The 22163-nt window shown below is 65.3% G+C and carries 17 protein-coding genes and 2 pseudogenes; 16 read left to right on the plus strand and 3 right to left on the minus strand.

Features of this window, described 5'->3' with window-relative positions:
* Positions 1–156 precede the first annotated feature (156 nt).
* The 8 genes and pseudogenes from deoC to G6P99_RS18770 all read left to right on the plus strand — a co-directional run bounded on the left by deoC (position 157) and on the right by G6P99_RS18770 (position 9520).
* Positions 157–1074, plus strand: coding sequence for a deoxyribose-phosphate aldolase (gene deoC / locus G6P99_RS18735; protein WP_246709878.1), 918 nt, complete (start codon positions 157–159; stop codon positions 1072–1074).
* A gap of 2 nt (positions 1075–1076) precedes the next feature.
* Positions 1077–3464: an aldehyde dehydrogenase family protein gene (locus G6P99_RS18740; RefSeq protein WP_029078406.1), complete on the plus strand. Its 2388-nt coding sequence runs from the start codon at positions 1077–1079 to the stop codon at positions 3462–3464.
* Between the two features lie 82 nt (positions 3465–3546).
* Positions 3547–4002, plus strand: a complete 456-nt coding sequence (locus G6P99_RS18745) for an RbsD/FucU family protein (protein WP_029078407.1) — start codon at positions 3547–3549, stop codon at positions 4000–4002.
* A gap of 5 nt (positions 4003–4007) precedes the next feature.
* On the plus strand, positions 4008–4931 hold the full coding sequence (locus tag G6P99_RS18750) for a ribokinase (protein WP_165123147.1): 924 nt from the start codon (positions 4008–4010) through the stop codon (positions 4929–4931).
* A gap of 7 nt (positions 4932–4938) precedes the next feature.
* Complete coding sequence (locus tag G6P99_RS18755) at positions 4939–5814, plus strand: carbohydrate ABC transporter permease (protein WP_029078409.1); 876 nt, start codon at positions 4939–4941, stop codon at positions 5812–5814.
* Positions 5811–6848 carry a carbohydrate ABC transporter permease gene (locus tag G6P99_RS18760; RefSeq protein WP_029078410.1) on the plus strand — a complete coding sequence of 346 codons (1038 nt, stop codon included), beginning with the start codon at positions 5811–5813 and terminating at the stop codon, positions 6846–6848. The genes G6P99_RS18755 and G6P99_RS18760 overlap by 4 nt, the downstream gene beginning before the upstream one ends.
* A gap of 24 nt (positions 6849–6872) precedes the next feature.
* Entirely contained in the window at positions 6873–8333 is a 1461-nt protein-coding gene (locus G6P99_RS18765; RefSeq protein WP_029078411.1) for an extracellular solute-binding protein, read from the plus strand.
* A 93-nt stretch (positions 8334–8426) separates the two neighbouring features.
* Positions 8427–9520: pseudogene (locus G6P99_RS18770) on the plus strand (ABC transporter ATP-binding protein).
* A gap of 55 nt (positions 9521–9575) precedes the next feature.
* Here G6P99_RS18770 and G6P99_RS18775 read toward each other — a convergent pair.
* From G6P99_RS18775 to G6P99_RS18785, 3 genes are read right to left on the minus strand one after another with little or no spacing between them, the layout of a single operon-like run.
* Positions 9576–10604: a class II aldolase/adducin family protein gene (locus G6P99_RS18775; RefSeq protein ID WP_029078413.1), complete on the minus strand. Its 1029-nt coding sequence runs from the start codon at positions 10602–10604 to the stop codon at positions 9576–9578.
* An 11-nt stretch (positions 10605–10615) separates the two neighbouring features.
* On the minus strand, positions 10616–11485 hold the full coding sequence (locus G6P99_RS18780) for a TIGR01459 family HAD-type hydrolase (RefSeq protein ID WP_029078414.1): 870 nt from the start codon (positions 11483–11485) through the stop codon (positions 10616–10618).
* Positions 11482–12762 (minus strand): FGGY-family carbohydrate kinase, encoded by a 1281-nt coding sequence (locus G6P99_RS18785; RefSeq protein ID WP_029078415.1) that lies wholly within the window; start codon positions 12760–12762, stop codon positions 11482–11484. Before G6P99_RS18785 ends, G6P99_RS18780 begins: the two co-directional genes overlap by 4 nt.
* 135 nt (positions 12763–12897) lie before the next feature.
* Between G6P99_RS18785 and G6P99_RS18790 the strand changes: the two genes are divergently transcribed.
* The 8 genes and pseudogenes from G6P99_RS18790 to G6P99_RS18825 all read left to right on the plus strand — a co-directional run bounded on the left by G6P99_RS18790 (position 12898) and on the right by G6P99_RS18825 (position 22153).
* Entirely contained in the window at positions 12898–13914 is a 1017-nt protein-coding gene (locus tag G6P99_RS18790) for a sugar-binding transcriptional regulator (protein WP_029078416.1), read from the plus strand.
* Positions 13915–13940: 26 nt separating this feature from the next.
* Positions 13941–15379: pseudogene (locus G6P99_RS18795) on the plus strand (ABC transporter substrate-binding protein).
* Between the two features lie 120 nt (positions 15380–15499).
* Positions 15500–16429, plus strand: coding sequence for a carbohydrate ABC transporter permease (locus G6P99_RS18800; protein WP_156928395.1), 930 nt, complete (start codon positions 15500–15502; stop codon positions 16427–16429).
* Between the two features lie 14 nt (positions 16430–16443).
* On the plus strand, positions 16444–17301 hold the full coding sequence (locus G6P99_RS18805; RefSeq protein ID WP_029078419.1) for a carbohydrate ABC transporter permease: 858 nt from the start codon (positions 16444–16446) through the stop codon (positions 17299–17301).
* Between the two features lie 4 nt (positions 17302–17305).
* A complete protein-coding gene (locus G6P99_RS18810; RefSeq protein WP_029078420.1) occupies positions 17306–18409 on the plus strand; it encodes an ABC transporter ATP-binding protein in 1104 nt (367 codons plus the stop codon).
* A gap of 12 nt (positions 18410–18421) precedes the next feature.
* Positions 18422–19537, plus strand: a complete 1116-nt coding sequence (locus G6P99_RS18815; RefSeq protein WP_371261128.1) for an ABC transporter ATP-binding protein — start codon at positions 18422–18424, stop codon at positions 19535–19537.
* A gap of 2 nt (positions 19538–19539) precedes the next feature.
* Complete coding sequence (locus G6P99_RS18820) at positions 19540–21120, plus strand: FGGY-family carbohydrate kinase (RefSeq protein ID WP_029078422.1); 1581 nt, start codon at positions 19540–19542, stop codon at positions 21118–21120.
* Positions 21113–22153 carry a 2-hydroxyacid dehydrogenase gene (locus G6P99_RS18825; RefSeq protein WP_029078423.1) on the plus strand — a complete coding sequence of 347 codons (1041 nt, stop codon included), beginning with the start codon at positions 21113–21115 and terminating at the stop codon, positions 22151–22153. The genes G6P99_RS18820 and G6P99_RS18825 overlap by 8 nt, the downstream gene beginning before the upstream one ends.
* The last annotated feature ends 10 nt before the right edge of the window (positions 22154–22163 follow it).

Here is a 22163-nt window from a genome sequence, read left to right on the forward strand (position 1 = left end):
TCTATCTGCCGATCTGCTCGATTCGCTAGAACCGCCGGCGTTGCGATGGTGCAGAGCGTGCGCATTCCAAATCCTTCCGCCGTGCCGGTACAGCCCGGTGCGCAGGGCGACGGCGATCTCCATCCGGTCGCGCGCAACAGCGGCCGTCCGCTCGAGATGGATTGGGTCGACGAGACCAGGATCAATCTGTCTGCCGCCGAGCGGCGCGTGGCGAGCTTGCCGGGTCGGCGTACTGTCAAGAAGGACGCGCAGGCCGCTTGGCTGCTCAAGGCGATCACCTGCATCGATCTGACGACGCTCAATGGCGACGACACGGCGGAGCGGGTGAAGCGACTCTGTGCCAAGGCGAAGGCGCCGGTCCGCAGCGACCTGCTCGAGGCGCTCGGCTTTGCCGGGCGCGATCTGCACGCCGGCGCGATCTGCGTCTATCACCGTTTCGTCGCCACGGCGGTCGAGGCGCTCGACGGATCCGGCATCCCTGTCGCCGCGGTGTCGACCGGATTTCCGGCTGGCCTTGTGCCGCACGACATTAAGCTCAAGGAAATCGAGGCGTCGGTCCGCGACGGCGCGCAGGAGATCGACATCGTCATCACCCGCGAGCATGTGCTGACCGGCGATTGGCGTGCGCTTTATACGGAGGTCAGGGATTTTCGCGCGGCGTGCGGCGAGGCGCATCTGAAGACGATCCTGGCCACCGGCGACCTCAAGACATTGCGCAACGTCGCCAAGGCTTCGATGGTTTGCATGATGGCCGGCGCGGACTTCATCAAGACCTCCACCGGCAAGGAAGGCGTCAATGCGACGCTGCCCGTGACGCTCGCAATGCTGCGGATGATCCGCCTTTACCAGGAGCGCACCGGCTACAGGATCGGCTTCAAGCCGGCCGGGGGAATCTCGACCGCCAAGGACGTGCTCAACTATCAATTCCTGATGAAGGAGGAATTGGGCCGCGACTGGCTCGAGCCGGATCTGTTCCGCATCGGAGCCTCCAGCCTGCTCGCCGACATCGAGCGCCAGCTCGAGCATCACGTCACCGGCCGCTACTCGGCCTTCAACCGTCATCCCGTGGGCTGAGCATGAGCGTCGCACAATACTACGAGACCATGGACTATGGTCCCGCGCCCGAGGCCGACGGCGAGGCGCGCGCCTGGCTGAAGCGCCACGACGCGACTTTCGGACATTACATCGGCGGCAAATTTGTCGCGCCTCAATCCGGCAAGCATCTGACGACGATCGAGCCGGCCACCGGCAAGACATTGGCGAAGATCGCGCAGGGTGCTTCTGCCGATGTCGAGGCTGCGGTCGGCGCCGCGCGGTCAGCGCAACCACTTTGGGCCAAGCTCGGCGGCCACGGCCGCGCCCGCCATCTCTATGCACTGGCGCGCATGCTGCAGCGTCACGCGCGGTTGTTCGCGGTGCTGGAGGCGATCGACAACGGCAAGCCGATCCGGGAAACCCGCGATCTCGACGTGCCGCTTGCCGCGCGCCATTTCCTGTATCACGCCGGCTGGGCCCAGCTGCAGGAGCGCGAGTTCGCCGATCAGGTGCCGATCGGTGTGATCGGGCAGATCATTCCCTGGAATTTCCCGCTGCTGATGCTGGCGTGGAAGATCGCGCCTGCGCTGGCCGCAGGCAATACGGTGGTGCTCAAGCCCGCGGAATTTACGTCGCTCACGGCCCTACTGTTCGCCGAGCTTGCGGCTGCGGCCGGTCTGTCACCGGGCGTGCTGAACGTCGTGACCGGTGATGGCGCGACGGGTGCGTTGCTTGTCGAAAATCCGGGTGTTGACAAGATCGCATTCACAGGATCGACCGAGGTCGGCCGGCTGATCCGCCAATCCACCGCAGGCACCGGGAAGTCGCTGACGCTCGAGCTCGGTGGCAAATCGCCCTTCATCGTCTTCGATGACGCCGACATCGACGGCGCGGTCGAGGGGGTGGTCGATGCGATCTGGTTCAACCAGGGGCAGGTCTGCTGCGCCGGTTCGCGGCTCTTGCTGCAGGAAGGTATCGCAGAGACGTTTCGCCGACGGCTGATCCGGCGCATGGAGACGCTTCGCGTCGGCCCGCCGCTCGACAAGTCGATCGACATGGGGGCGGTGGTCGCGCCCGTGCAGCTCGAACGGATCAGGTCGCTGGTCGAGACCGGGGTGAAGGAGGGCGCCGAGAAATATCAAGCGCCGGGCGCGCTGCCGGCGGAGGGCTGCTTCTATCCGCCGACCCTGCTCTGGAATGTGCATCCCGCTTCGACGGTGGCGATCGAGGAGATTTTTGGGCCGGTGCTGGTGGCGATGACATTCCGCACGCCCGACGAGGCGGTGATGCTCGCCAACAACACGCGCTACGGGCTTGCCGCAAGCGTATGGAGCGAGACGATCGGGCTGGCGCTGGATATCGCGCCGAAGCTTTTGGCCGGCGTGGTCTGGATCAACGCGACCAATTTGTTCGATGCCAGCGTCGGCTTTGGCGGTTACCGCGAGTCAGGCTTTGGCCGCGAGGGCGGCCGTGAAGGCATGTACGAATATCTGAAGCCGAAGGCATGGAGCGGGCGCAAGGCGCGCGCGAAGGCGTTGCCGCCGCCGGCGCCTGCCGCCGATGGTGGCGGGTTTGGCGTGCCGGCGATCGACCGCACGGCAAAACTGTTCGTCGGCGGCAAGCAGGTGCGTCCCGACGGCAATTATTCGCGTGCGGTGCTTTCGCCGAAGGGCAGGCATCTCGGCGAGGCCGGCGAGGGCAACCGCAAGGACATCCGCAATGCCGTGGCTGCGGCGCGCGCCGCCGAAGCCTGGGCGAGGGCGACCGCGCATAATCGCGCCCAGATCCTCTATTACCTTGCCGAGAATCTCTCCGCGCGCAGCGACGAATTCGCCAGGCGCATCGCCGACATGACGGGCATATCGGCCGCCAAGGCGCGTACCGAGGTCAACACGAGCATCGAGCGGCTGTTCAGCTATGGCGCCTGGGCCGACAAATTCGAAGGAACTGTCCACGCGCCGCCATTGCGCGGCGTGGCGCTCGCGATGCATGAGCCGATCGGAGTTGTTGGCGTGGCCTGTCCGGACGAGGCACCGCTGCTCGGTTTCATCAGTTTGGTGGCGCCGTTGATCGCATTGGGCAATCGCGTCGTCGTCGTGCCGAGCGAGCGGCATCCGCTCGCCGCGACCGATTTCTACCAGGTCCTGGAGACGTCGGACGTACCGGCGGGCGTCGTCAATATCGTCACGGGTGATCGCGACGGTCTCGTGAAGGTCCTCGCCGAGCACGACGATGTCGACGCGCTCTGGGCGTTCGGATCGCAGGAGGCTTCGGCGGCGGTGGAACGGCTGTCGGTCGGCAATCTCAAGCGCACGCTGGTCGATCACGGTCTGTTGCTCAATTGGTACGACAAGGCTGCGTGTGAAGGCCCGATCCTGCTGCGCCACGCCGTGCAGGTGAAGAACATCTGGATCCCCTATGGTGACTAGAGTCACCAGATCACTGTAACGACAACAGCGATCCGGACCGTCAGCGTTCGGACGATTTCGAGGATCAAGGAGGGAAGGCAACATGCTGAAGGGCATCGATCCACTGCTCAATGCCGATGTGCTCCATGCATTGCGCGCGATGGGGCATGGCGACCGTCTGGTCGTTTGCGATACCAACTTTCCGGCCGATTCCATCGCGCGCCAGACGGTATTCGGCCGGCTGCTGCGTATCGACAATGTCAGCACCGCGAGGGCGATCGAGGCTATTCTCTCCGTCATGCCGCTTGATACCTTTGTCGACGATGCAGCCACCCGGATGGAGATCGTCGGCCAGCCGCAGGAGGTGCCGCCGGTGCAGCGCGAGGTGCAGACCGCGATCGATCGCGCAGAAGGGCGGTCCTGGCCGCTGGTCGGCGTCGAGCGCCATGCCTTCTACGAGAAAGCCAAGTCCGCCTATTGCGTGATCGCGACCGGCGAGCGCCGCTTCTATGGCTGCTTCCTGTTCAGCAAGGGCGTGATCGCGCCGGACGGAGAATGATCACCATGAGCAGGAATGGCGTCGCCGTCCTTGGCGTGTTCGTCGTCGATCTCGCGTTCCGCGCGGGCAATATGCCGGCGATCGGCGAGACGATCGCCGGGTCAGGATTTGCGATGGGACCCGGCGGCAAGGGCTCCAATCAGGCGGTCGCGGCCGCGCGTGCGGGCGCTGCCGTGACCTTCATCTCCAGGATCGGCAGCGACGCTTTCGGCGAACTTGCGATCAAGACCTGGGAGGCCGAGGGAATCCGGCCGCGTGTGGCCAGGACTGCGGAAGCGCCGACCGGCGCGGCGTTCATCTATGTCCACGAGACGCGCGGCGATAACGCGATCATCGTGGTGCCGGGTGCTGCGGGCGGTATCAGCCCGGCTGATATCGACGCGGTGGCGGGTGCCATTCGCGACAGCCGCGTGTTCGTGACGCAACTCGAGCAGCCGGTCGACGCGGCGTTCAGGGGGCTTGAGATTGCGCGCGCGGCCGGCAGCATCACGGTGTTCAATCCGGCGCCGGCGATCAAGTTCGACAGCAGCCTGTTTGCGCTGTGCGACTATGTCGTCCCCAACGAGACCGAGGCTGAAGCGTTGACCGGGATCGCGGTGGGCGATCTCGACGGCGCTCGCCGCGCTGGCGACGCGCTGCTGGCCAAGGGGGCGGGGACCGCGCTGATCACGCTCGGCGAGCGTGGCGCGCTGTTCCATGCGCGGGACCGCTCGTTGCACGTGCCGCCCTTCGCAGCCGGCAAGGTGGTCGAGACCACCGGCGCGGGCGACGCCTTCGTCGGCGGCTTCGCGGCGGCGCTCGCGGATGGCGTCGATCCGCTGAAGGCTGCGCGCTTCGGATCGGCCACGGCGGGAATCTCGGTGACGCGACCGGGGACGGCGCCGGCGATGCCGCGGCGTACGGAGATCGAAGCGCTGCTGAAGGGCTGATCCTCCGATGATGCGGAATGATCCGATCAAGCACGTCTTCATCTGGCCGGCGGTGCTCGTCGTGCTGGCGATCTCGATCTTTCCGCTGATCTATTCGCTGACCACCAGCTTCCTCAGCTACCGCCTGATTCCGCCGATCCCGCCGCGGGTGGTTTGGCTCGGTAATTATGCGACGCTGCTGCAGGAGCCGCGGTTCTGGAATGCGATCTTCACCACGACGCTGATCGCCTTCATCGCCGTCGGGCTGCAATATGTAATCGGATTTGGCGTGGCGCTCGCGCTCAATGCGCGCGTGCCAGGCGAACGGCTGTTTCGCGTCGCGTTGCTGCTGCCGATGCTGCTCGCGCCGGTCGCGGTCGCACTGGTCGCGCGCATGATCTTCAACCCGACCATGGGACCGCTCAATCAGCTCTTGGGCAAGTTCGGCCTGGTCAATTTGCCGTTCCTCACCAATGGACACTGGGCGCTGGCCTGCATCATCGCGGTCGAGGTCTGGCAGTGGACGCCCTTTATCATCCTGATGATGCTGGCCGGCCTGCAGACGCTGCCGGAGGACGTCTACGAGGCCGCCGAGCTCGAGAACGCCAGCGCCTGGCAGCAGTTTTGGGGCATCACCTTTCCGATGCTGCTGCCGATCTCGGCGGCGGTGGTCTTCATTCGCCTGATCGAGAGCTACAAGATCATGGACACCGTGTTCGTGATGACGGGCGGCGGACCTGGCGTCGATACCGAGACCCTGACCCTGTTCGCCTATCAGGAGGGCTTCAAGAAGTTCAATCTCGGCTACACGTCGGCACTCAGCTTCCTGTTCTTGATCGCCATCACGATCATCGGCGTCACTTATCTGGCGCTGCTCCGGCCGCATCTGGAGAAGCGCCGATGAGCGGGCAGGGCCTGACCGGACTGTCGCCTTGGAGCCGCCGGCTGGTCGCCGCGGGTGTTCTCGCCTGGTGCCTGATCACCGTGTTTCCGCTCTACTGGGTGGTCGTGACCGCGTTCAAGACACCGCCCGGCGTGGTCGGCGGCCCGACCTATCTGCCATTCATCGACTTCACGCCGACCTTGCAGCCCTTCATCGACCTCTATCAGGGCATCCGCGGCGAGTTCTTCCGGACCTTCCTGAACTCGACCATCGTGGGCCTCTCGGCAGCCGCGATCGCCACCGCGATCGGCGCGATGGCCGCCTATGCGCTGGTGCGGTTCGAATTCAGGGTCCGGCTCGGTGCAGGCCTTGCCTTCTTCCTGCTCGCACTTGGCGGTTACCTCGTCTTCAACAACAATTTTGGATTCACCCGACCGCAGGCGCTGCTGCTCGCATTCCCGATCGCGCTGGCCGTTGCGATCATTGCCAACCGCCTGCCGCTGCCTGGGCCGATTCTCGGTAACGAGGACATTCTGTTCTGGTTCGTCAGCCAGCGCATGTTCCCGCCGATCGTCACCGCATTTGCGCTCTATCTGCTCTACAGCGAGATCGGCCGGCTCGGCTTCCAGCTGATCGACAGCTATATCGGCCTGACGCTGTGTTACGTCGCCTTCTCGCTTCCGATCGTGGTCTGGCTGATGCGCGACTTCTTCGAGGCTGTTCCGATCGAGGTTGAGGAAGCAGCGATGGTCGACAACGTGCCGAGCTGGCGCATCTTCATCGGCATCGTGGTGCCGATGTCGATGAACGGGTTGCTCGCGACGTTCATGATCACGCTGGCCTTTGTCTGGAACGAGTTCCTGTTCGCGCTGTTCCTGACCAATTCGCGATGGCAGACGCTTCCGATCCTCGTGGCGGGGCAGAATAGCCAGCGCGGCGACGAATGGTGGGCGATCTCGGCGGCGGCGCTCGTCGCCATCGTTCCGATGATGATCATGGCAGGTTTGCTCAGCCGGATGATGCGGTCGGGCCTGCTGCTCGGAGCTATCAAGTAAGAAAACCTAGGGAGGACAAAAATAATGTTGCGACGAACGTTCCTGATGCTTGCCACTTCGCTGGCGACAGTTTGCGGCGTGGGCGAGGCGAGCGCTGCCTGCAGCCCGGACTATACCGGCGTCACCCTGACGGTGGCGTCGCAGACCGGCCCCTATATCGCGTCCGCGCTCAAGCTCGGCGCCGACGAATGGGCGAAGAAGACCTGCGGCAAGGTCAACGTCGTCGAGTTTCCGTGGTCGGAGCTCTATCCGAAGATCGCGACCTCGCTCACGGCATCGGACGCGACATTCGATCTCGTCAGCTTCGCGCCGGCCTGGCTGCCGGACTTCGTGCCCTATCTCAGCGAGATGCCGAAGGAGATGCAGTCCGGCAAGGACTGGGATGACATCGAGCCGGCCTACCGCGAGCGCCTGATGGTGTGGGAAGGCAAGATATATTCGCAGTCGATGGACGGCGACGTCCACACCTACACCTACCGCACCGATCTGTTCGGCGATCCCAAGGAGAAGGAGGCGTTCAAGGCCAAATACGGCTATGACCTCGCGCCGCCAAAGACCTGGAAACAGTATCTCGACATCGCCGAGTTCTTCCAGCGCCCGGACAAGGGATTGTGGGGAACGGCGGAGGCATTCCGCCGCGGTGGCCAGCAGTTCTGGTTCTTCTTCAGCCATGCTGCGGCTTACACCAACAATCCGAACTATCCGGGCGCGATGTTCTTCGATCCCGAGACGATGGATGCGCAGATCAACAATCCGGGCTGGGTGAAGGGACTGGAGGAATACATCCGCGCCTCCAAGCTCGGCCCGCCCAACGCGCTGAACTTCTCGTTCGGCGAGGTGAACGCGGCGGTGGCCGGCGGTCAGGTGGCCGAGTCGATCGGCTGGGGCGACACCGGCGTCATCGCCGCCGATCCCAAGCAATCGAAGATCTCGGGCAAGGTCGGCTCGGCGATGCTGCCCGGTTCGGACGAGATCTGGAACGCCAAGACCAAGACCTGGGACAAGTTCCCGAGTGTTGTGCCGGGCCCGTTCATGGCGTTCGGCGGCTGGCAGATCGCGGTGCCGAAGGCCGGCAAGAACCAGCAGGCGGCCTGGGACTTCGTCAAGACGCTGACCAGCCCCGACGTGTCCGGCCAGGCGGCGATCACCGGCGGCAGCGGCGTCAATCCCTATCGCAAGTCGCACACCGCCAATCTCCAGCTCTGGAGCAAGATCTTCTCGCCTGAGGAGGCCAAGGAATACCTCGGCGCGCAGTCCGACTCCATCAACGCCAAGAATGTCGCGCTCGACATGCGTCTGCCGGGCTACTTCTCCTACACCGAGGTCGTGGAGATCGAACTCGGCAAGGCGCTGGCAGGCCAGACCACGCCGAAGGCCGCGCTCGACGCGATCGCGAAGGAATGGAACCGGCTGACCGACGAGTTCGGCCGTGCCAAGCAGCTCGCCGCCTATCGCGCGGCGATGGGCCTGCCGCCCAGGAACTAGCAAGAACTAGCATGCCATTGAGATGGTCCCGGATGACGCGCGATCGTCATCCGGGGCTCAATGATCTCCGGCAAGAGACGGAAACAGGACTTTATGGCTCACGTCGAGATCGAGAACGTCAGCAAGGCATACGGGCCCTACAAGATCATCGAAGGGCTTGATCTCAACGTCGCCGACAAGGAGTTTGTCGTGCTTGTCGGTCCGTCCGGCTGCGGCAAGACGACAACCTTGCGGATGATCGCGGGACTTGAGACCGTCACCAGCGGCACCATCCGCATCGGAAACCGCGACGTCACCCAGTTGCGCCCGGGTTGCGCAATTGCGCCATGGTGTTTCAGAACTACGCGCTCTATCCGCATATGACCGTCGGCGAGAATATCACCTATGGCATGAAGGTGCGGGGCGAACCACGCGCCGGCATCGAGAAGGCGGTCAAGGATGTGGCGCGGGTACTCGACCTCGAGCAGTATCTTGACCGGCGTCCCAAGCAGCTCTCGGGCGGCCAACGCCAGCGCGTGGCGATCGGCCGCGCCATCGTGCGCAGCCCCGATGTCTTTCTGTTCGACGAGCCGCTGTCGAATCTCGATGCCAAACTCCGTATCGAGATGCGGACCGAGATCAAGGCGCTGCATCGCCGGCTCGCCAAGACCATCGTCTATGTGACGCATGACCAGGTCGAAGCCATGACGATGGCCGATCGTGTCGTCGTGATGAACCGCGGCCGGATCGAGCAGGCGGCCGACCCGATCACGCTGTACGAGCAGCCGAGCAATCTCTTTGTGGCGGGCTTTATCGGCGCACCCAGCATGAATTTCATCCATGGCGAGATCGTCGCGCGCGACGGTGCGCTGCTCTTCACCGCGCCGTCGGGAGCAGCGCTGAGATTGCCGAAATCACGCGAGGCTGCCTATGCGGGGAGCATCGGGAAGCCGGTCGTGCTTGGCGTGCGGCCGGACCACGTCCTCCCGCAGGGCGCTCCAGCCGGCAGCACGATCCGCATGATCGTGAAGGATGTCGAGCCGTTGGGGCCGCACACGCTGGTGATTGGCGCGGTCAGCGACTTTCCATTCACCGCGCAAGTGCCGGTCGGTACCACCGCAGAGCCGGATCGGCCCTTCGACGTAGGAGTAGATCTCGAGCGCGTGCATCTGTTCGACAAATCGTCGGGAAAGATCATTCCGACGTAAGGCGGACATCGGCGCTTCGAAGATTGAGGGCCTTGATCGTTCGGTCCTGGTCGGATCAGCGATCGGCAGTCAGCTGTTGGCGATATCGCTCGGCATCCCAATTCAGCAACGCATGCTCACTCTCTGCCGCTAGATAGTTGACGCGTGCAGTCAGGGGGACGCGGCAGGTGACCAGTGCAAGACAGCTCAGCATGGCTTCCGCGCCGTCGCTGGCGTCCTCGCGGATCAGGCTGCCGACGTCGGGGACGAGAAGGGCAACCGGCGGCGGCAGCCCGTCCGCAATGGTCCGCGCGATCATGACGTTCAGCTTCTCGCGATGCTCCAGGACCGGCAGTCCCGGGCCAAGGAAGACGACGTGATCAGGATAAAGCGAGCCGCTGGTTGCGATCGCGCGGCTGTAGCGGTCGGTGGCAATGTTGTGGCAGCGCGGATCCCGCGGCAGGCGATAGTTTGTGCCTGCGCAGATCGTTCGGAGCGCATCGTGATCCGCGGTTGGCGCGCCGCGCGGCTCCAGCATGAGGCGCTTCTCGACGTCGGCCACCATGGCCTCCGCCGCATTGCCGGTGGCTGCGCCAACCACCAGGCCGTGATTGCCGAGGACCAGGACGTCGACCGCATCCTGTGCAATCGCCTCACTGACCGCGCGTGCGAGCGGCAGTCCCGGGTGGTGATAGTCGAGGTAACGCCAGGCCAATCCGTCCAGTCGCCGGGCAAATTCGTCGCGGGCGTCGGTTCGCACCGCCCATGCGATGGTGTTGATCGAATGCACATGCAGCACGACCTGGTGCGGCATCAGCGCATGCAGCGAGGTCTCGATCGAGGCGCGCAGCGTCGTCCCGGCGTTCGGAGCGAGCGGGACGCGTTCGTCGCCTTGCGCCAGCGCCGTGCGCGCGGCCGACAATGCGACCGGTACGAAAATGTCCCTGTCCTCGGCATCGGCGAGCCAGGTGCCCGACGCCTTCACCCACAGCACGTCGCCATCCTTGACCGACGAATTGCCGCCGGCACCCTGAACCAGCAGGATATTGCTGCCGACGCGAGCCGACATCTGGCGCAATTCGTTCAGTATTTGAGGCTGTCGCATCGGGGCTGTTCTCACCAGATCAGATGGTCCATCGTCCAGTGCGGCATCCGTGCCGCCGTGCCGGCTGCGATCCTGATCGCTTGCGGCAGATTGCTTGCCTGCGCCAGCGTCGCCCGGTGGGCGCCGGAGCCGATCAACAGGGTCAGCATGCCGGCGGCACGTCCACCGGCGATGTCGTGATCGAGCGAATCGCCGATAACCAGGATCCGGTCCGGCGGTGGATGTCCCAATTGGTCGCGCGCGGCGGCAAACATCGGTGGATACGGCTTGCCCACGAACAGCACGGTACCCTCGAGTGATTGGTAGAATGCGGCAAGCGCGCCAGGTGCCGGGATCAGCCCGGCGGCGCCGAACATCACGAGGTCGGGATTGGCGCACAGCATTGGCAGTCGCCGCGCGGCAGCCGCCATCAGCAGCGCACGCCAGCGTTCGGGCTCGGCCGTATCATCATCGAGCCCGCCGAGCAGGATGAAATCAGCCTCGTACACAGTCGAAGCCATCGCGAGATCGATGCCTTCGACGATCGAGTGGTCTCCGTCGCGCGAGATCAGGAAGCAGGCGCGTCCAAGTCCTGCAAAGGGAGGCTGCTCGCGCGCATGCAGACCGCGCCAGGTGACCTCGCCCGAGGACAACACGCCGTCATAGGCCTCTGGCGGCAGGCCGAGCGCCGCGAGCCGTCGCTGATTGCTGCTGGCGCGTTTGCCGGAATTGGAGAGGATCAGGATGCGCTTGCCGGCCTCACGCAGCCTTGCCACGCAATCCAGCGCCGCAGGGAACACCGCCAGCCCCTCGTGCAGCGTGCCCCATTGGTCGAGCAGCACGTGATCGAAGCGGTCGACGACCGCGTGAAGGCCGGCGATCGCGGTCGCATCGGCCGTCATGGCGGACCGCCATTCAGCGCCAGCAGGGCGGCGCCGTAGCTTGCTTCCGTCTGCTCGGCGACCGAGACAGGAACGCCAAGAATGCGGTGCCTGATCCTGGTCCATGCGTCGTTCTTCGCGCCGCCGCCGATCCCGATGACGCGGCGCAGGCGCGGTGCGCCGAGCCGCGCCAGCTGCCGATAGGCGAGGGCTTCCACCGAGGCAATGCCCTCGAGCAGGCCCTGAAAGAAGCGATGATCTTCCGCCGGGCGCGGCGTGATCCGTGCGGCCAGCGCAGGATCGGCGATCGGAAAGCGTTCGCCGGGCTTGGGGAGCGGATAGTAGTCGAGCCCGGTCGGCTCGTTGGGCGTCACCTGCGGTGTCAGCCGTTCCATCTCGTCGGCGGTGAAATGCGCCAGAAGCGCGGCGCCGCCGGAGTTCGAGGCACCGCCGGCGAGCCAGCGCTCGCCGAGCCGGTGCGAATAGACGCCCTGGTCGGCCGCGAAGATCGGCTGGGTCGCAAGCTGCTTCACCACCAGCGTGGTGCCGAGCGAGGTGACGGCATCGCCCGGCTGGTCGGCCCGCGTCGCGATGAAGGCCGCAACGCCATCGGTGGTGCCCGCCGCGACCTGCGCTGTGGGGGGCAGCCCCAGCGACCGCGCGATCTGCGGATCCATCTCGGCGAATGGCGTGCCCGGCACCAGCACCTCGGGAAGCAGATCGTCGCGCGCGCCGAGCTGGTCAAGCCAGGGTGGCCAGGCGCGCGCGACCGGGTCGTAACCGAGCTTCAGCGCGTTGTTCTCGTCGCTGATGCCATGACAGCTGGCGAGCCGGCCTGCGATCCAGTCCGCCTGGTGTACGGCGTGGCGCGCATCGCCGATATAGCCGTGGGTCAGGAGATAGAGCAGCTTGGCGAGCGCGCTGCTCGCGCCATGCGCGCCGCTTTCGAGCGGTGCGATTGCCGCCACGCGCATCGCCTCACGTGTGGCGCGCGCGTCATTGTACATCAGACCCGGCGAGCAGGGGCGGCCGATCGCATCGACCAGCAATAGCGTGCCCGATGTGCCGTCGACGACGATGCGCGTGATGTCGCCGAGACCGACGGTCTCGCCAAGCTTGCGGATTGCCGCCACCGCGGCCTGCCACCAGAGCTCCGGTGTCTGGTCGATCGCGTTGCCGTCGACGCGCGGTACGGGCAGCGCGACTGAAGCGAAGCCGCGGATGCCGGCCTCAGTATCGATTGCACAGGCGCGGACGCCTCCGGTTCCGACATCAATGCCGAGATACAAACCTCCCATGCGACTTCACCGCTGTTTGGTGCGCGCGCTTCCAACATTGGTTGCGCTGCAGCACGTTTGGGGGATTGACGCCCCGTCCGGCCTCTGCAATTTTTTGCAGGACGTGAAGAAATTTGCAAGCGGACTTTTCCGGACATGGCTACACCGCCCGACAGGCTGCCGGTGATCGACGGCGAGGCGTCGCTCGCGACGCGGGCAGCGTGGCTGTATTTCGCGGCCGGGCTCACGCAGTCGGAGGTCGCAGACCGCCTCAACATCCAGAGCACCAAGGCGCACCGCCTGATCGCGCGCGCCAGCCGCGAGGGCATGATTCGCGTTTTCGTCGAGGGACCGGTCGCCGAATGCGTCGCGCTGGAGAACGATCTCACGCAGCGCTTTGGCCTCTCGTTCTGCCGCGTCGCCCCCGATCTCGGTGAGGGCGATCTGCCGCTGAAGGCGCTGGCGCTGGAGGGCGCGAGCTTTCTACGCCAGATCCTCGAGCGCGGCGACGACAAGGTGATCGGCGTCGGCCATGGCCGCACGCTCGCCGCCGTGGTCGAGCAGATGCCGCAAACGCCGGCGCGCGACGCGCAATTCGTGTCGCTGCTCGGCGGGCTGACGCGAAAATTTGCCGCCAATCCGTTCGACGTGATTCACAAGCTCGCCGAGCGCACCGGCGCGGAAGCCTATCTGTTGCCGGTGCCGGTGTTCGCCAATTCGGTCGCCGACCGCGCCGTGCTGATGCAGCAATTCGGCATTGCCGACGTGTTCGCGCTGGCGCGCAAGGCCTCGCTGCTGTTCGTCGGCATCGGCCAGATCAGCCGCGACGGCTTTCTGGTCTCGAGCGGCATGATCAAGCCCGACGAACTCGTCGAGCTGAAGCGTGTCGGCGCCTGCGCCGATCTGCTCGGACACTTCTTCAGCGCCGACGGAACCGTGCTGGACACCGATCTCTCGGCCCGCGCCACCTCCATGAGCATGCCCGATCTCACGAAGCACCGGATCGTCGCCATCGGCGGCGGGCCGGCCAAGGTGACCGCGCTGCGCGGGGTGCTGCGCAGCGGCGTTCTGCACGGCCTCATCATCGACGAAGCGACTGCAAAAGCGCTCGCCACCGACAAGCCGGAGACCACATCCGGCAAGGCAAGAAGCAAGACCCGGAAGGACACATAACAAGCGTCAACAAGGAGAGGAAATACATGTTCGATCGCGAGAAGAATCTGTTCGACTCCTACGCTGCCAAACGCATCAGCCGCCGCGATCTCCTCGACGGCGCCGCCAAGCTCGGCATCGCGGGCATCGCTGCAAACGCCGCCTTCGCCTCCTCGGTGTCGAAGGCGATGGCCGCGGACTTCAACTGGAAGGCTCAGAGCGGCAAGAGCGTCAAGCTGCTGCTGAACAAGCACCCTTACGTCGACGCGATGATCGGCGACATCGAGGCGTTCAAGTCGCTGACCGGCATGAATGTCACCTACGACATCTTCCCGGAGGACGTCTATTTCGACAAGGTGACGGCGGCACTGTCGTCGAAGTCGGACCAGTACGATGCCTTCATGACCGGCGCCTACATGACCTGGACCTACGGTCCGGCGGGCTGGATCGAGGACCTCAATACCTACATCAAGGATCCCGCCAAGACCAACCCGGCCTTCGCCTGGGACGACGTGCTGCCGGGCCTGCGCGCCTCCACGGCGTGGGATGGCGTTGCCGGCTCCGAACTCGGCTCGGGCAAGGCCAAGCAGTGGTGCATCCCCTGGGGCTATGAGCTCAACAACATCACCTACAACCGCAACATCTTCGACAAGGTCGGCGTCAAGCCGCCGAAGAACCTCGACGAGATGCTGGAGGTCGCGGCCAAGATCACCAAGGACGCCGGCGGGCCCTACGGCGTCGGTGTGCGCGGCTCACGCTCCTGGGCGAGCATCCATCCTGGATTCCTGTCGGCCTATTCGAACTTCGGCCAGAAGGATTTTGTGATGGAGGGCGGCAAGCTGAAGGCCGCGATGAACACCAAGGCCTCGAAGGACTTCCACGACAAATGGGTCAAGATGATCCAGACCTCGGGTCCGAAGAACTGGTCGACCTACACCTGGTACCAGGTTGGCACCGACGTCGGCGCCGGCGCCTCCGGCATGATCTTCGATGCCGATATCCTCGGCTACTTCATGAATGGCGGCGACAACAAGGAGAAGGGGCATCTCGGCTACGCGCCGTTTGCCGCCAATCCGGCCGCCAAGGCGCCAACCCGAACGTCTGGATCTGGTCGCTCGCGATGTCGACCTTTTCCAAGCAGAAGGACGCGGCGTGGCTGTTCATGCAGTGGGCCGCCTCCGTCGAGCACGACCTGTTCGGTGCGCGCAAGATGGACTTCGTCAATCCGGTCCGCGCCTCGGTGTGGAAGGACAGCGAGTTCCGCGATCGCATCGCGAAATCCTATCCCGGCTACCTCGAGCAGCACGACGTCTCCGCGCCCGGCGCCAAGATCTACTTCACGGCGCAGCCGCTGTTCTTCGACCTGACGACCGAGTGGGCCGCCTCGCTGCAGAAGATGGTGGCGAAGGAGGTCAGCGTCGACGAGGGGCTGGACAAGCTCGCCGACAGCATCAACCGGCAGCTCAAGCAGGCCGGTCTCGGCTGACGGATCAACTGCGTGGTGCCTGATCCTCCTCTGCACCACGCCCTTCCGCCGGCTCGGAGACTAGCCCCATTCCGAGCCGGCGGCGTTGCCAGCCGAAGGCGATCTCGTATCATCATGAGCATGGTCCAACTTCTTCAAACGAACGCGCCGACGGCGCCGGCCAAGCCACGGCCGCGCGGCCGCCTGCTGCCATACCTGCTGAGCCTGCCGGCGCTGCTGATCTGCGTGGCGATCCTGGTTCCGTTCGTGACCGCGGCGATCTATTCGCTGCAGCGCTACCGGCTGAACCTGCCTTATCTGCGCGGTTTCATCGGCCTGGACAACTATATCGACTTTCTCTCCGACCCCGCGTTCTGGAATACGTTTCGCGTCTCGATCACCTACACCGCGTTGACGGTCGTGCTCGAGCTGCTGCTGGGCCTTGGCATTGCGCTGCTGCTGCGCCGGCCGACCCGCTTCCACAATGCGGTTTCGATCATGCTGTTGCTGCCGCTGATGACGGCGCCGGCGATCGCCGCGCTGATGTGGAAGCTGATGACCAATCCGAGCTTCGGCATCCTGTCCTATCTGGTCAGCCTGTTCGGCGTCACCGATTTCAAATGGGCCTCCGATCCGTCGACGGCGCTGTTCACGGTCGTGCTGGTCGACGTCTGGGTCTACACGCCCTTCATCATGATCCTGCTGCTGGCGGGGCTGCGCTCGCTGCCGCGGCAGCCGTTCGAGGCCGCCGCGCTCGACGGCGTGCCGGCGAGTTTTGTCTTCTTCCGCATCACGCTGCCGATGCTTGCGCCCTACATCATCACGGCGTCGCTATTCCGCCTGCTCGACTCGATCCAGCAGTTCGACATCATCTATGCGATGACGCAGGGCGGCCCCGGCGACCGGCTGATGGTGTTCCAGGTGCAGGCCTATCTGGAATTCTTCCAGTACACCAATGTCGGCAGATCAGCGGCGTTGTTGATGATCCTGTGGCTCATCACCAACATCCTTTCGAATATCTTCATCAAGAACTGGCTGCGGTTGCGCGCGCGTGCGCACGGCCACGCGTGACGGGGAGGGGCACGATGGAGCATTCCAGCCTTGCCGGTCGCGTCTTCCGCGGCGTGGCGCTCACGCTGATCCTGATCTTCTTCATGTTTCCGATCGTCTGGATCTTCCTGATGTCGTTCCAGAGCAACGACCAGATCCTGCGGATTCCGCCGCGGATCCTGTTCGAGCCGACGCTTGCGAATTACGAGGCGCTGATCTCCGGCCAGCTGCGCACCGTGGCCGGCAATCTGCAAATCTCGTTCATGCGCAATCTTTTCAACAGTGTCGTGCTGTCGAGCGCGGCGGTGCTGCTTGCGCTATTGCTCGGGGTGCCGGCAGCCTATGCCTTTGCGCGCTACAAGTTTCGCCTCGGCGAGACCATCGCCTTCACGCTGCTGTCGTTCCGCTTCGCGCCGCCGCTGCTCGTGCTGTTGCCGCTGTCGCTGTACTACCAGGAGCTCGGCCTCAACGACACCTATATCGGTATCGTCTGGGTCTATCAGTTAATCGCGCTGCCTTTGATCCTGTGGATCGTGCGCGGCTACTTCGAGGATATCAGTCCTGATATCGAGCATGCCTACCGGCTGGCCGGGCATTCCTGGAGCGAGGCCTTCATCAAGATCGCGGTGCCGCTGGCAGGCCCGGGGATCGCCGCGGCGGGGCTGCTGTCGTTCATCTTCTGCTGGAACAATTTCGTCTTCGCCCTGATCCTGGCCTCCGCCGACAAGCAGCCGGTAACGGTCGGCGCGCTCGCCTTCGTCACCGCATCCGGAATCCAGTACGGCCAGATCGCGGCGGCGATCGTGCTGTCGGTGACGCCGACCCTGTTGCTGGCGCTCTATGCGCAGCGCTATCTGGTCGAAGGTCTCTCGCTCGGCGCGGTGAAAGGCTGACCCGATGGCGCGTCTCGAGATCAATTCGGTGAGCAAGGCCTTCGGTGCGGCACGGCCCGCCGACGGACTGTCGCTGGCGGTCGAGCCCGGCGAGATCGTGGCGGTGTTCGGACCATCCGGCAGCGGCAAGACCGTGCTGCTGCGCATGATCGCGGGCATGTTCGAGCCTGACGACGGCGACATTCTGGTCGGCGGTCGCTCGATCGTCGGTGCCCCACCCGAGCGGCGCGGTATCGGCATGGCGTTCCAGAATTTTGCCCTGTTCCCGCACATGACCGCCCGCGACAATATCGCAAGCGGGCTGCGCGCCAGGGCCGGCGGCAGCGATGTCGCGGGCCGCGTTGCCGCGATCAGCAAGCTGCTCAAGATCGAGCACGTGCTCGGCCACACGCCGCGCGAATTGTCGAACGGACAAAAGCAGAGGACGGCGTTGGCGCGGGCGCTGATCGGCAATCCCGATGTGCTGCTGCTGGATGATCCCCTGCGCAACGTCGACGCCAAGCTGCGCTACGAGATGCGGCTCGAGCTGCCGAACCTGCTGCGGCGCGGAACCGCCGCGGTGCTCTACGTGACCCAGGACTACCGCGAGGCGATGGCGATCGCCGACCGCATCGCGGTGCTGGTCGACGGCCGGCTGGCGCAGGTCGCGACGCCCGCCGATATCTATGCCCAGCCCGCGTCGGTTGTGGTCGCCCGGCTGTTCGGCGACCCGACCATCAACCTCGCCGAGGTTTCACCGATCGCGGAGCACGGCTTGCTATCGGCCGCGGTCGCTGGCGCCAGGATGCGGCTCGGTGCTGCCGATGGCGTGGCACCCACCGGTCCGTGCTGGCTTGGCGTCCGGCCGGAGGATCTCGCGGTCTCACCCGTGTCCACGGACGACGCCATTCCGGCGCGCATTCTCGCGATCACGCCGATGCACGAGAAGGCGGTGCTGCTGCTGCGTCTCGCTGATGGAACCGAATGGCTGGCGGCGCTGCCGCCGGATGCGTCGAAAGGTGCGGCCGACGATACCGTCTTCGTCCGCTTCGCGCCCGATGCCGCGATGCTGTTCGATCGCGCGACCGGGCTCCGGATCGGGCCGTCGCCGCGGCTCAAGGCGGCATAGGAGCGGATGGCCATGGACATGCTCGAGCTTCAAGGCATCGACAAGGTCTACCGTAGCCGCGGCAAGCCACCGGTGCACGCGGTGCGGGCGCTCGACATGGCCGTCGAGAAGGGCGAGATCGTCGCGCTGCTGGGATCGTCGGGCTGCGGCAAGACCTCGACACTGCGCATGATCGCGGGGTTCGAGGACGTCTCCGCCGGATCGATCGCGCTCGGCGGGCGGCGGATCCACGAGCTGCCGCCGGCGCGGCGCAAGGTGGCGATGGCCTTCGAGGGTTATTCGCTTTATCCGCCGCTCACGGTCCGCGAGAACATCGCGTTCGCGCTGAAATCCGCTCAGCTGCCGCGCGGCGAGATGAAGCGTCGCGTCGACGAGATTGCCCGCCTGGTCGAAATCGAGGACATCCTCGACAGCTATCCGCGCGCGATCTCCGGCGGCCAGCAACAGCGCGTGTCGCTGGCGCGTGCGTTGGTGCGCGACGCCGATCTCTATCTGCTCGACGAGCCGATGGGGCAGCTCGAACCGCAGCTGCGTGCGGTGCTGCGCGGCCGGATCAAGAGCCTGCTTGCCGAGCGAGGCATGACCGCGATCTTCGTCACCCACGACCAGACCGAAGCGAGTGCGCTGGCCGACCGCATCGCGGTGATGGAAGGCGGCGTGCTGCAGCAGTTCGCCAGTGAGAAGAAATTGAAGGGCAGGCCCGCCAATTTGTTCGTCGCGAGCTTCATTGGCGAGCCGCCGATGAATCTGCTCGACGCCGAGGTGGCGCGGTCGGATGGCGGCTTCCGCCTCTCGGTCGGAACAGACATGAGTTTCGATATCAGCGGTGCCGGGCTCGACAGTGAGGCGGCGAAGGCGCTCACGAGCACGCGAGAGGTCCGGATCGGCATTCGTCCGCAGAAGATCGTGGTCGGGACCGGCGACGTCAGGGTCAAGGTCGTCTCCAACCAATGGCTCGGCGATCAGTCGCATGTCGCAGGCGATTGCGGTGGTCGCATGCTGATCGCGGTCACTCCGGGCCGCGTCGCCGCGCGGCCGGGCGACATTGTCTCCTTCGCGCTGGAGCCGCGTCACCTGCACATCTTTGGAAGCGACGGAACCTGCATTCGCCATGCGGAGGGGTCCTGACGATGACCGCTTCCGCAAGCCGCGATGTCATCATTGGCATTGATGCCGGCACCTCGCTGATCAAGGCGGTGGCGTTCACACTGGCCGGCGAGCAGCTTGCCGATGTTTCGCGGCCGAATGTGTACAGCAGTCCGGCCGGCGGTCATGTCGTGCAGGACATGGCGCGGACCTGGAGCGATACGGTTGCGGTCATTCGCGCTCTCGCGAGCGCCTTGCCGAACCTGTCGGCACGGATAGCGGCAATCGCGGTGACCGGGCAGGGCGACGGCACCTGGCTGATCGACGACGATGGCCGGCCGGTTGCGCCGGCGCTGCTGTGGCTGGACTCTCGCGCCGGGCGGCTGGTCGAGGAGATCCGCGGCAGCGATCGCAACGCGCCGTTGTACCGGCGTACGGGCTCTGGGCTCATTGCCTGCCAGCAGGGGCCGCAACTGGCGTGGCTTCAGGCGCACGCGCCCGACACGATTGCGAGGGCGACCACTGCCTTCCATTGCAAGGACTGGCTCTATTTCCTGCTCACCGGCGAGCGTGCAACCGATCCATCGGAAGCCACCTTCTCCTGCGGCGATTACCGCAAGCGCGGCTTTGATGCGGAGACGGCGCGGTTGATCGGTATCGCCGACCTGACCCGCCTGTTCCCGCAAGTCGTTGACGGTGCGGTCGCAACGCATCCGCTCACCGCGGCGGCCGCGATCGAGACCGGCCTGCCGGAAGGCGTGCCGGTCTGCCTTGGCTATGTCGACGTGATCTGCAACGCGCTCGGTGCGGGGCTCTACGATCCGTCGCCGGATGTCGGCTGCACCATCATCGGTTCGACCGGCATGCATATGCGGCTGGTCCGGAGCGCGGACGCGGTGACGCTGAACCGGGAGGCAACCGGCTACACCATGCCGTTCCCGGTGCCCGGTCACTATGCCCAGATGCAGTCGAACATGGCGGCGACGCTGAACATCGACTGGATGCTCGATCTCGCATGCGACATGCTGGCGGCGGAAGGCGTGACGCGCACGCGCGCCGAGCTGATCGGACGGCTCGACGATCAGGTGCTGCAGGCCAAGCCCGGCGAGGTGCTGTTCCATCCGTTCATCTCCGATGCCGGCGAGCGTGGTCCGTTCGTCTCGCATGAGGCCAGCGCGCAATTCTTCGGCCTGCGCTCGCGCCACCGCTATGGAGATTTGATGCGTGGCGTGATGGAAGGTTTGGCCTTCGCTGCGCGGGATTGCTATGCCGCGATGGGTTCGTTGCCGCGCGATGTCAGGATCACCGGTGGCGCGGCGAAGAGCCGCGCGCTTGGCGTGATCCTCGGCGCCGCACTGGATTGCGACGTCCGCATCTGCAGCCGCGGCGAGGCCGGCGCCGCGGGTGCGGCGATGATCGCCGCCGTTGCGATCGATGCCTATCCCGACATGCGCGCCTGCGCCCAGCAGTGGGTTGCGCCGCATCTCAGTCCCCCGCAATCGCCCGACGCTGCGCTGGCGAAGCGCTACGCCAGCATCTTCCCGACCTATCTCGATGCGAGGCTGGCGTCGCGACCGGTCTGGAAGCAACTCGCCGCGCTGCGCACCGGAGGCGATCATGTCTAAGCCCATCGCCATTGTCGGCGACCGCTTCATGCTGCCCTCGGTGTTTGCCGAGCACATCCGGACGGCCTGCGGCAATGGCGTCGATATCCGCACCCTGGAGCAGCCCTGGCCGGACGAGCCGATGGAGCACGGCTACGCCGGCTCGAAGCTCGATGGCCTGAAGGAGTTCATGGGACAGCCGGACGAGATCATGGCCTTTGTCGGCGATGCCGAGCTGCTCGTCACGCACCTGGCGCCGATCTCACGCTCGATGCTGGAACGGCTGCCGAAGCTGAAGTTCATCGCGGTGTCGCGGGGCGGTCCGGTCAACATCGATATGCAGGCGGCGCGCGACCACAATGTGCTGGTGGTCAACACACCCGGCCGCAATGCGAGCGCAGTGGCGGAGTTCACCATCGGCGCGATTCTTGCCGAGACGCGCCTGATCCGCAGTGGCCACGAGGCGCTGCGGGGCGGGGAATGGCGCGGCGATCTCTATCGCGCCGACCGCACCGGGCGCGAGCTCGGCGAGATGACGGTCGGCATTGTCGGTTATGGCGCGATCGGCAGCCGCGTGGTGAAGCTGCTGAAAGCCTTCGGCTGCAAGATCCTGGTCGCCGATCCCTATGTCCAGCTCAGCGCCCAGGACCGCAATGACGGCGTCGAGCATGTCGGGCTCGGCGAATTGCTCGGCCGCGCCGATATCATCACGCTGCACGCGCGGGTTACGCCGGAGACCACCCGCTTTATCGGGCGCGACGCGCTGGCGCGGCTCAAGCCCGGCGCGTTCCTGATCAACACCGCGCGCGGTCCGCTGGTCGATTACGAGGCGCTGCACGATGCGCTGGCATCGGGGCATCTCGGCGGCGCCACGCTCGACACCTTTGCGGTCGAGCCGGTCCCGGCAGACTGGCCGCTGCTGCAGCTTCCCAACGTCACGCTGACGCCGCACATCGCCGGAGCCTCCGTGCGTACCGTCACCGTGGCCGCCGAGCAGGCGGCCGAAGAGGTTCGCCGCTTCCTGGCCGGCGAACCGCCACTCCATCCGTGCTGAAGAGGAAAGG

The organism is Bradyrhizobium sp. 6(2017) (assembly GCF_011058295.2).
GTDB classification, from domain to species: domain Bacteria; phylum Pseudomonadota; class Alphaproteobacteria; order Rhizobiales; family Xanthobacteraceae; genus Bradyrhizobium; species Bradyrhizobium septentrionale.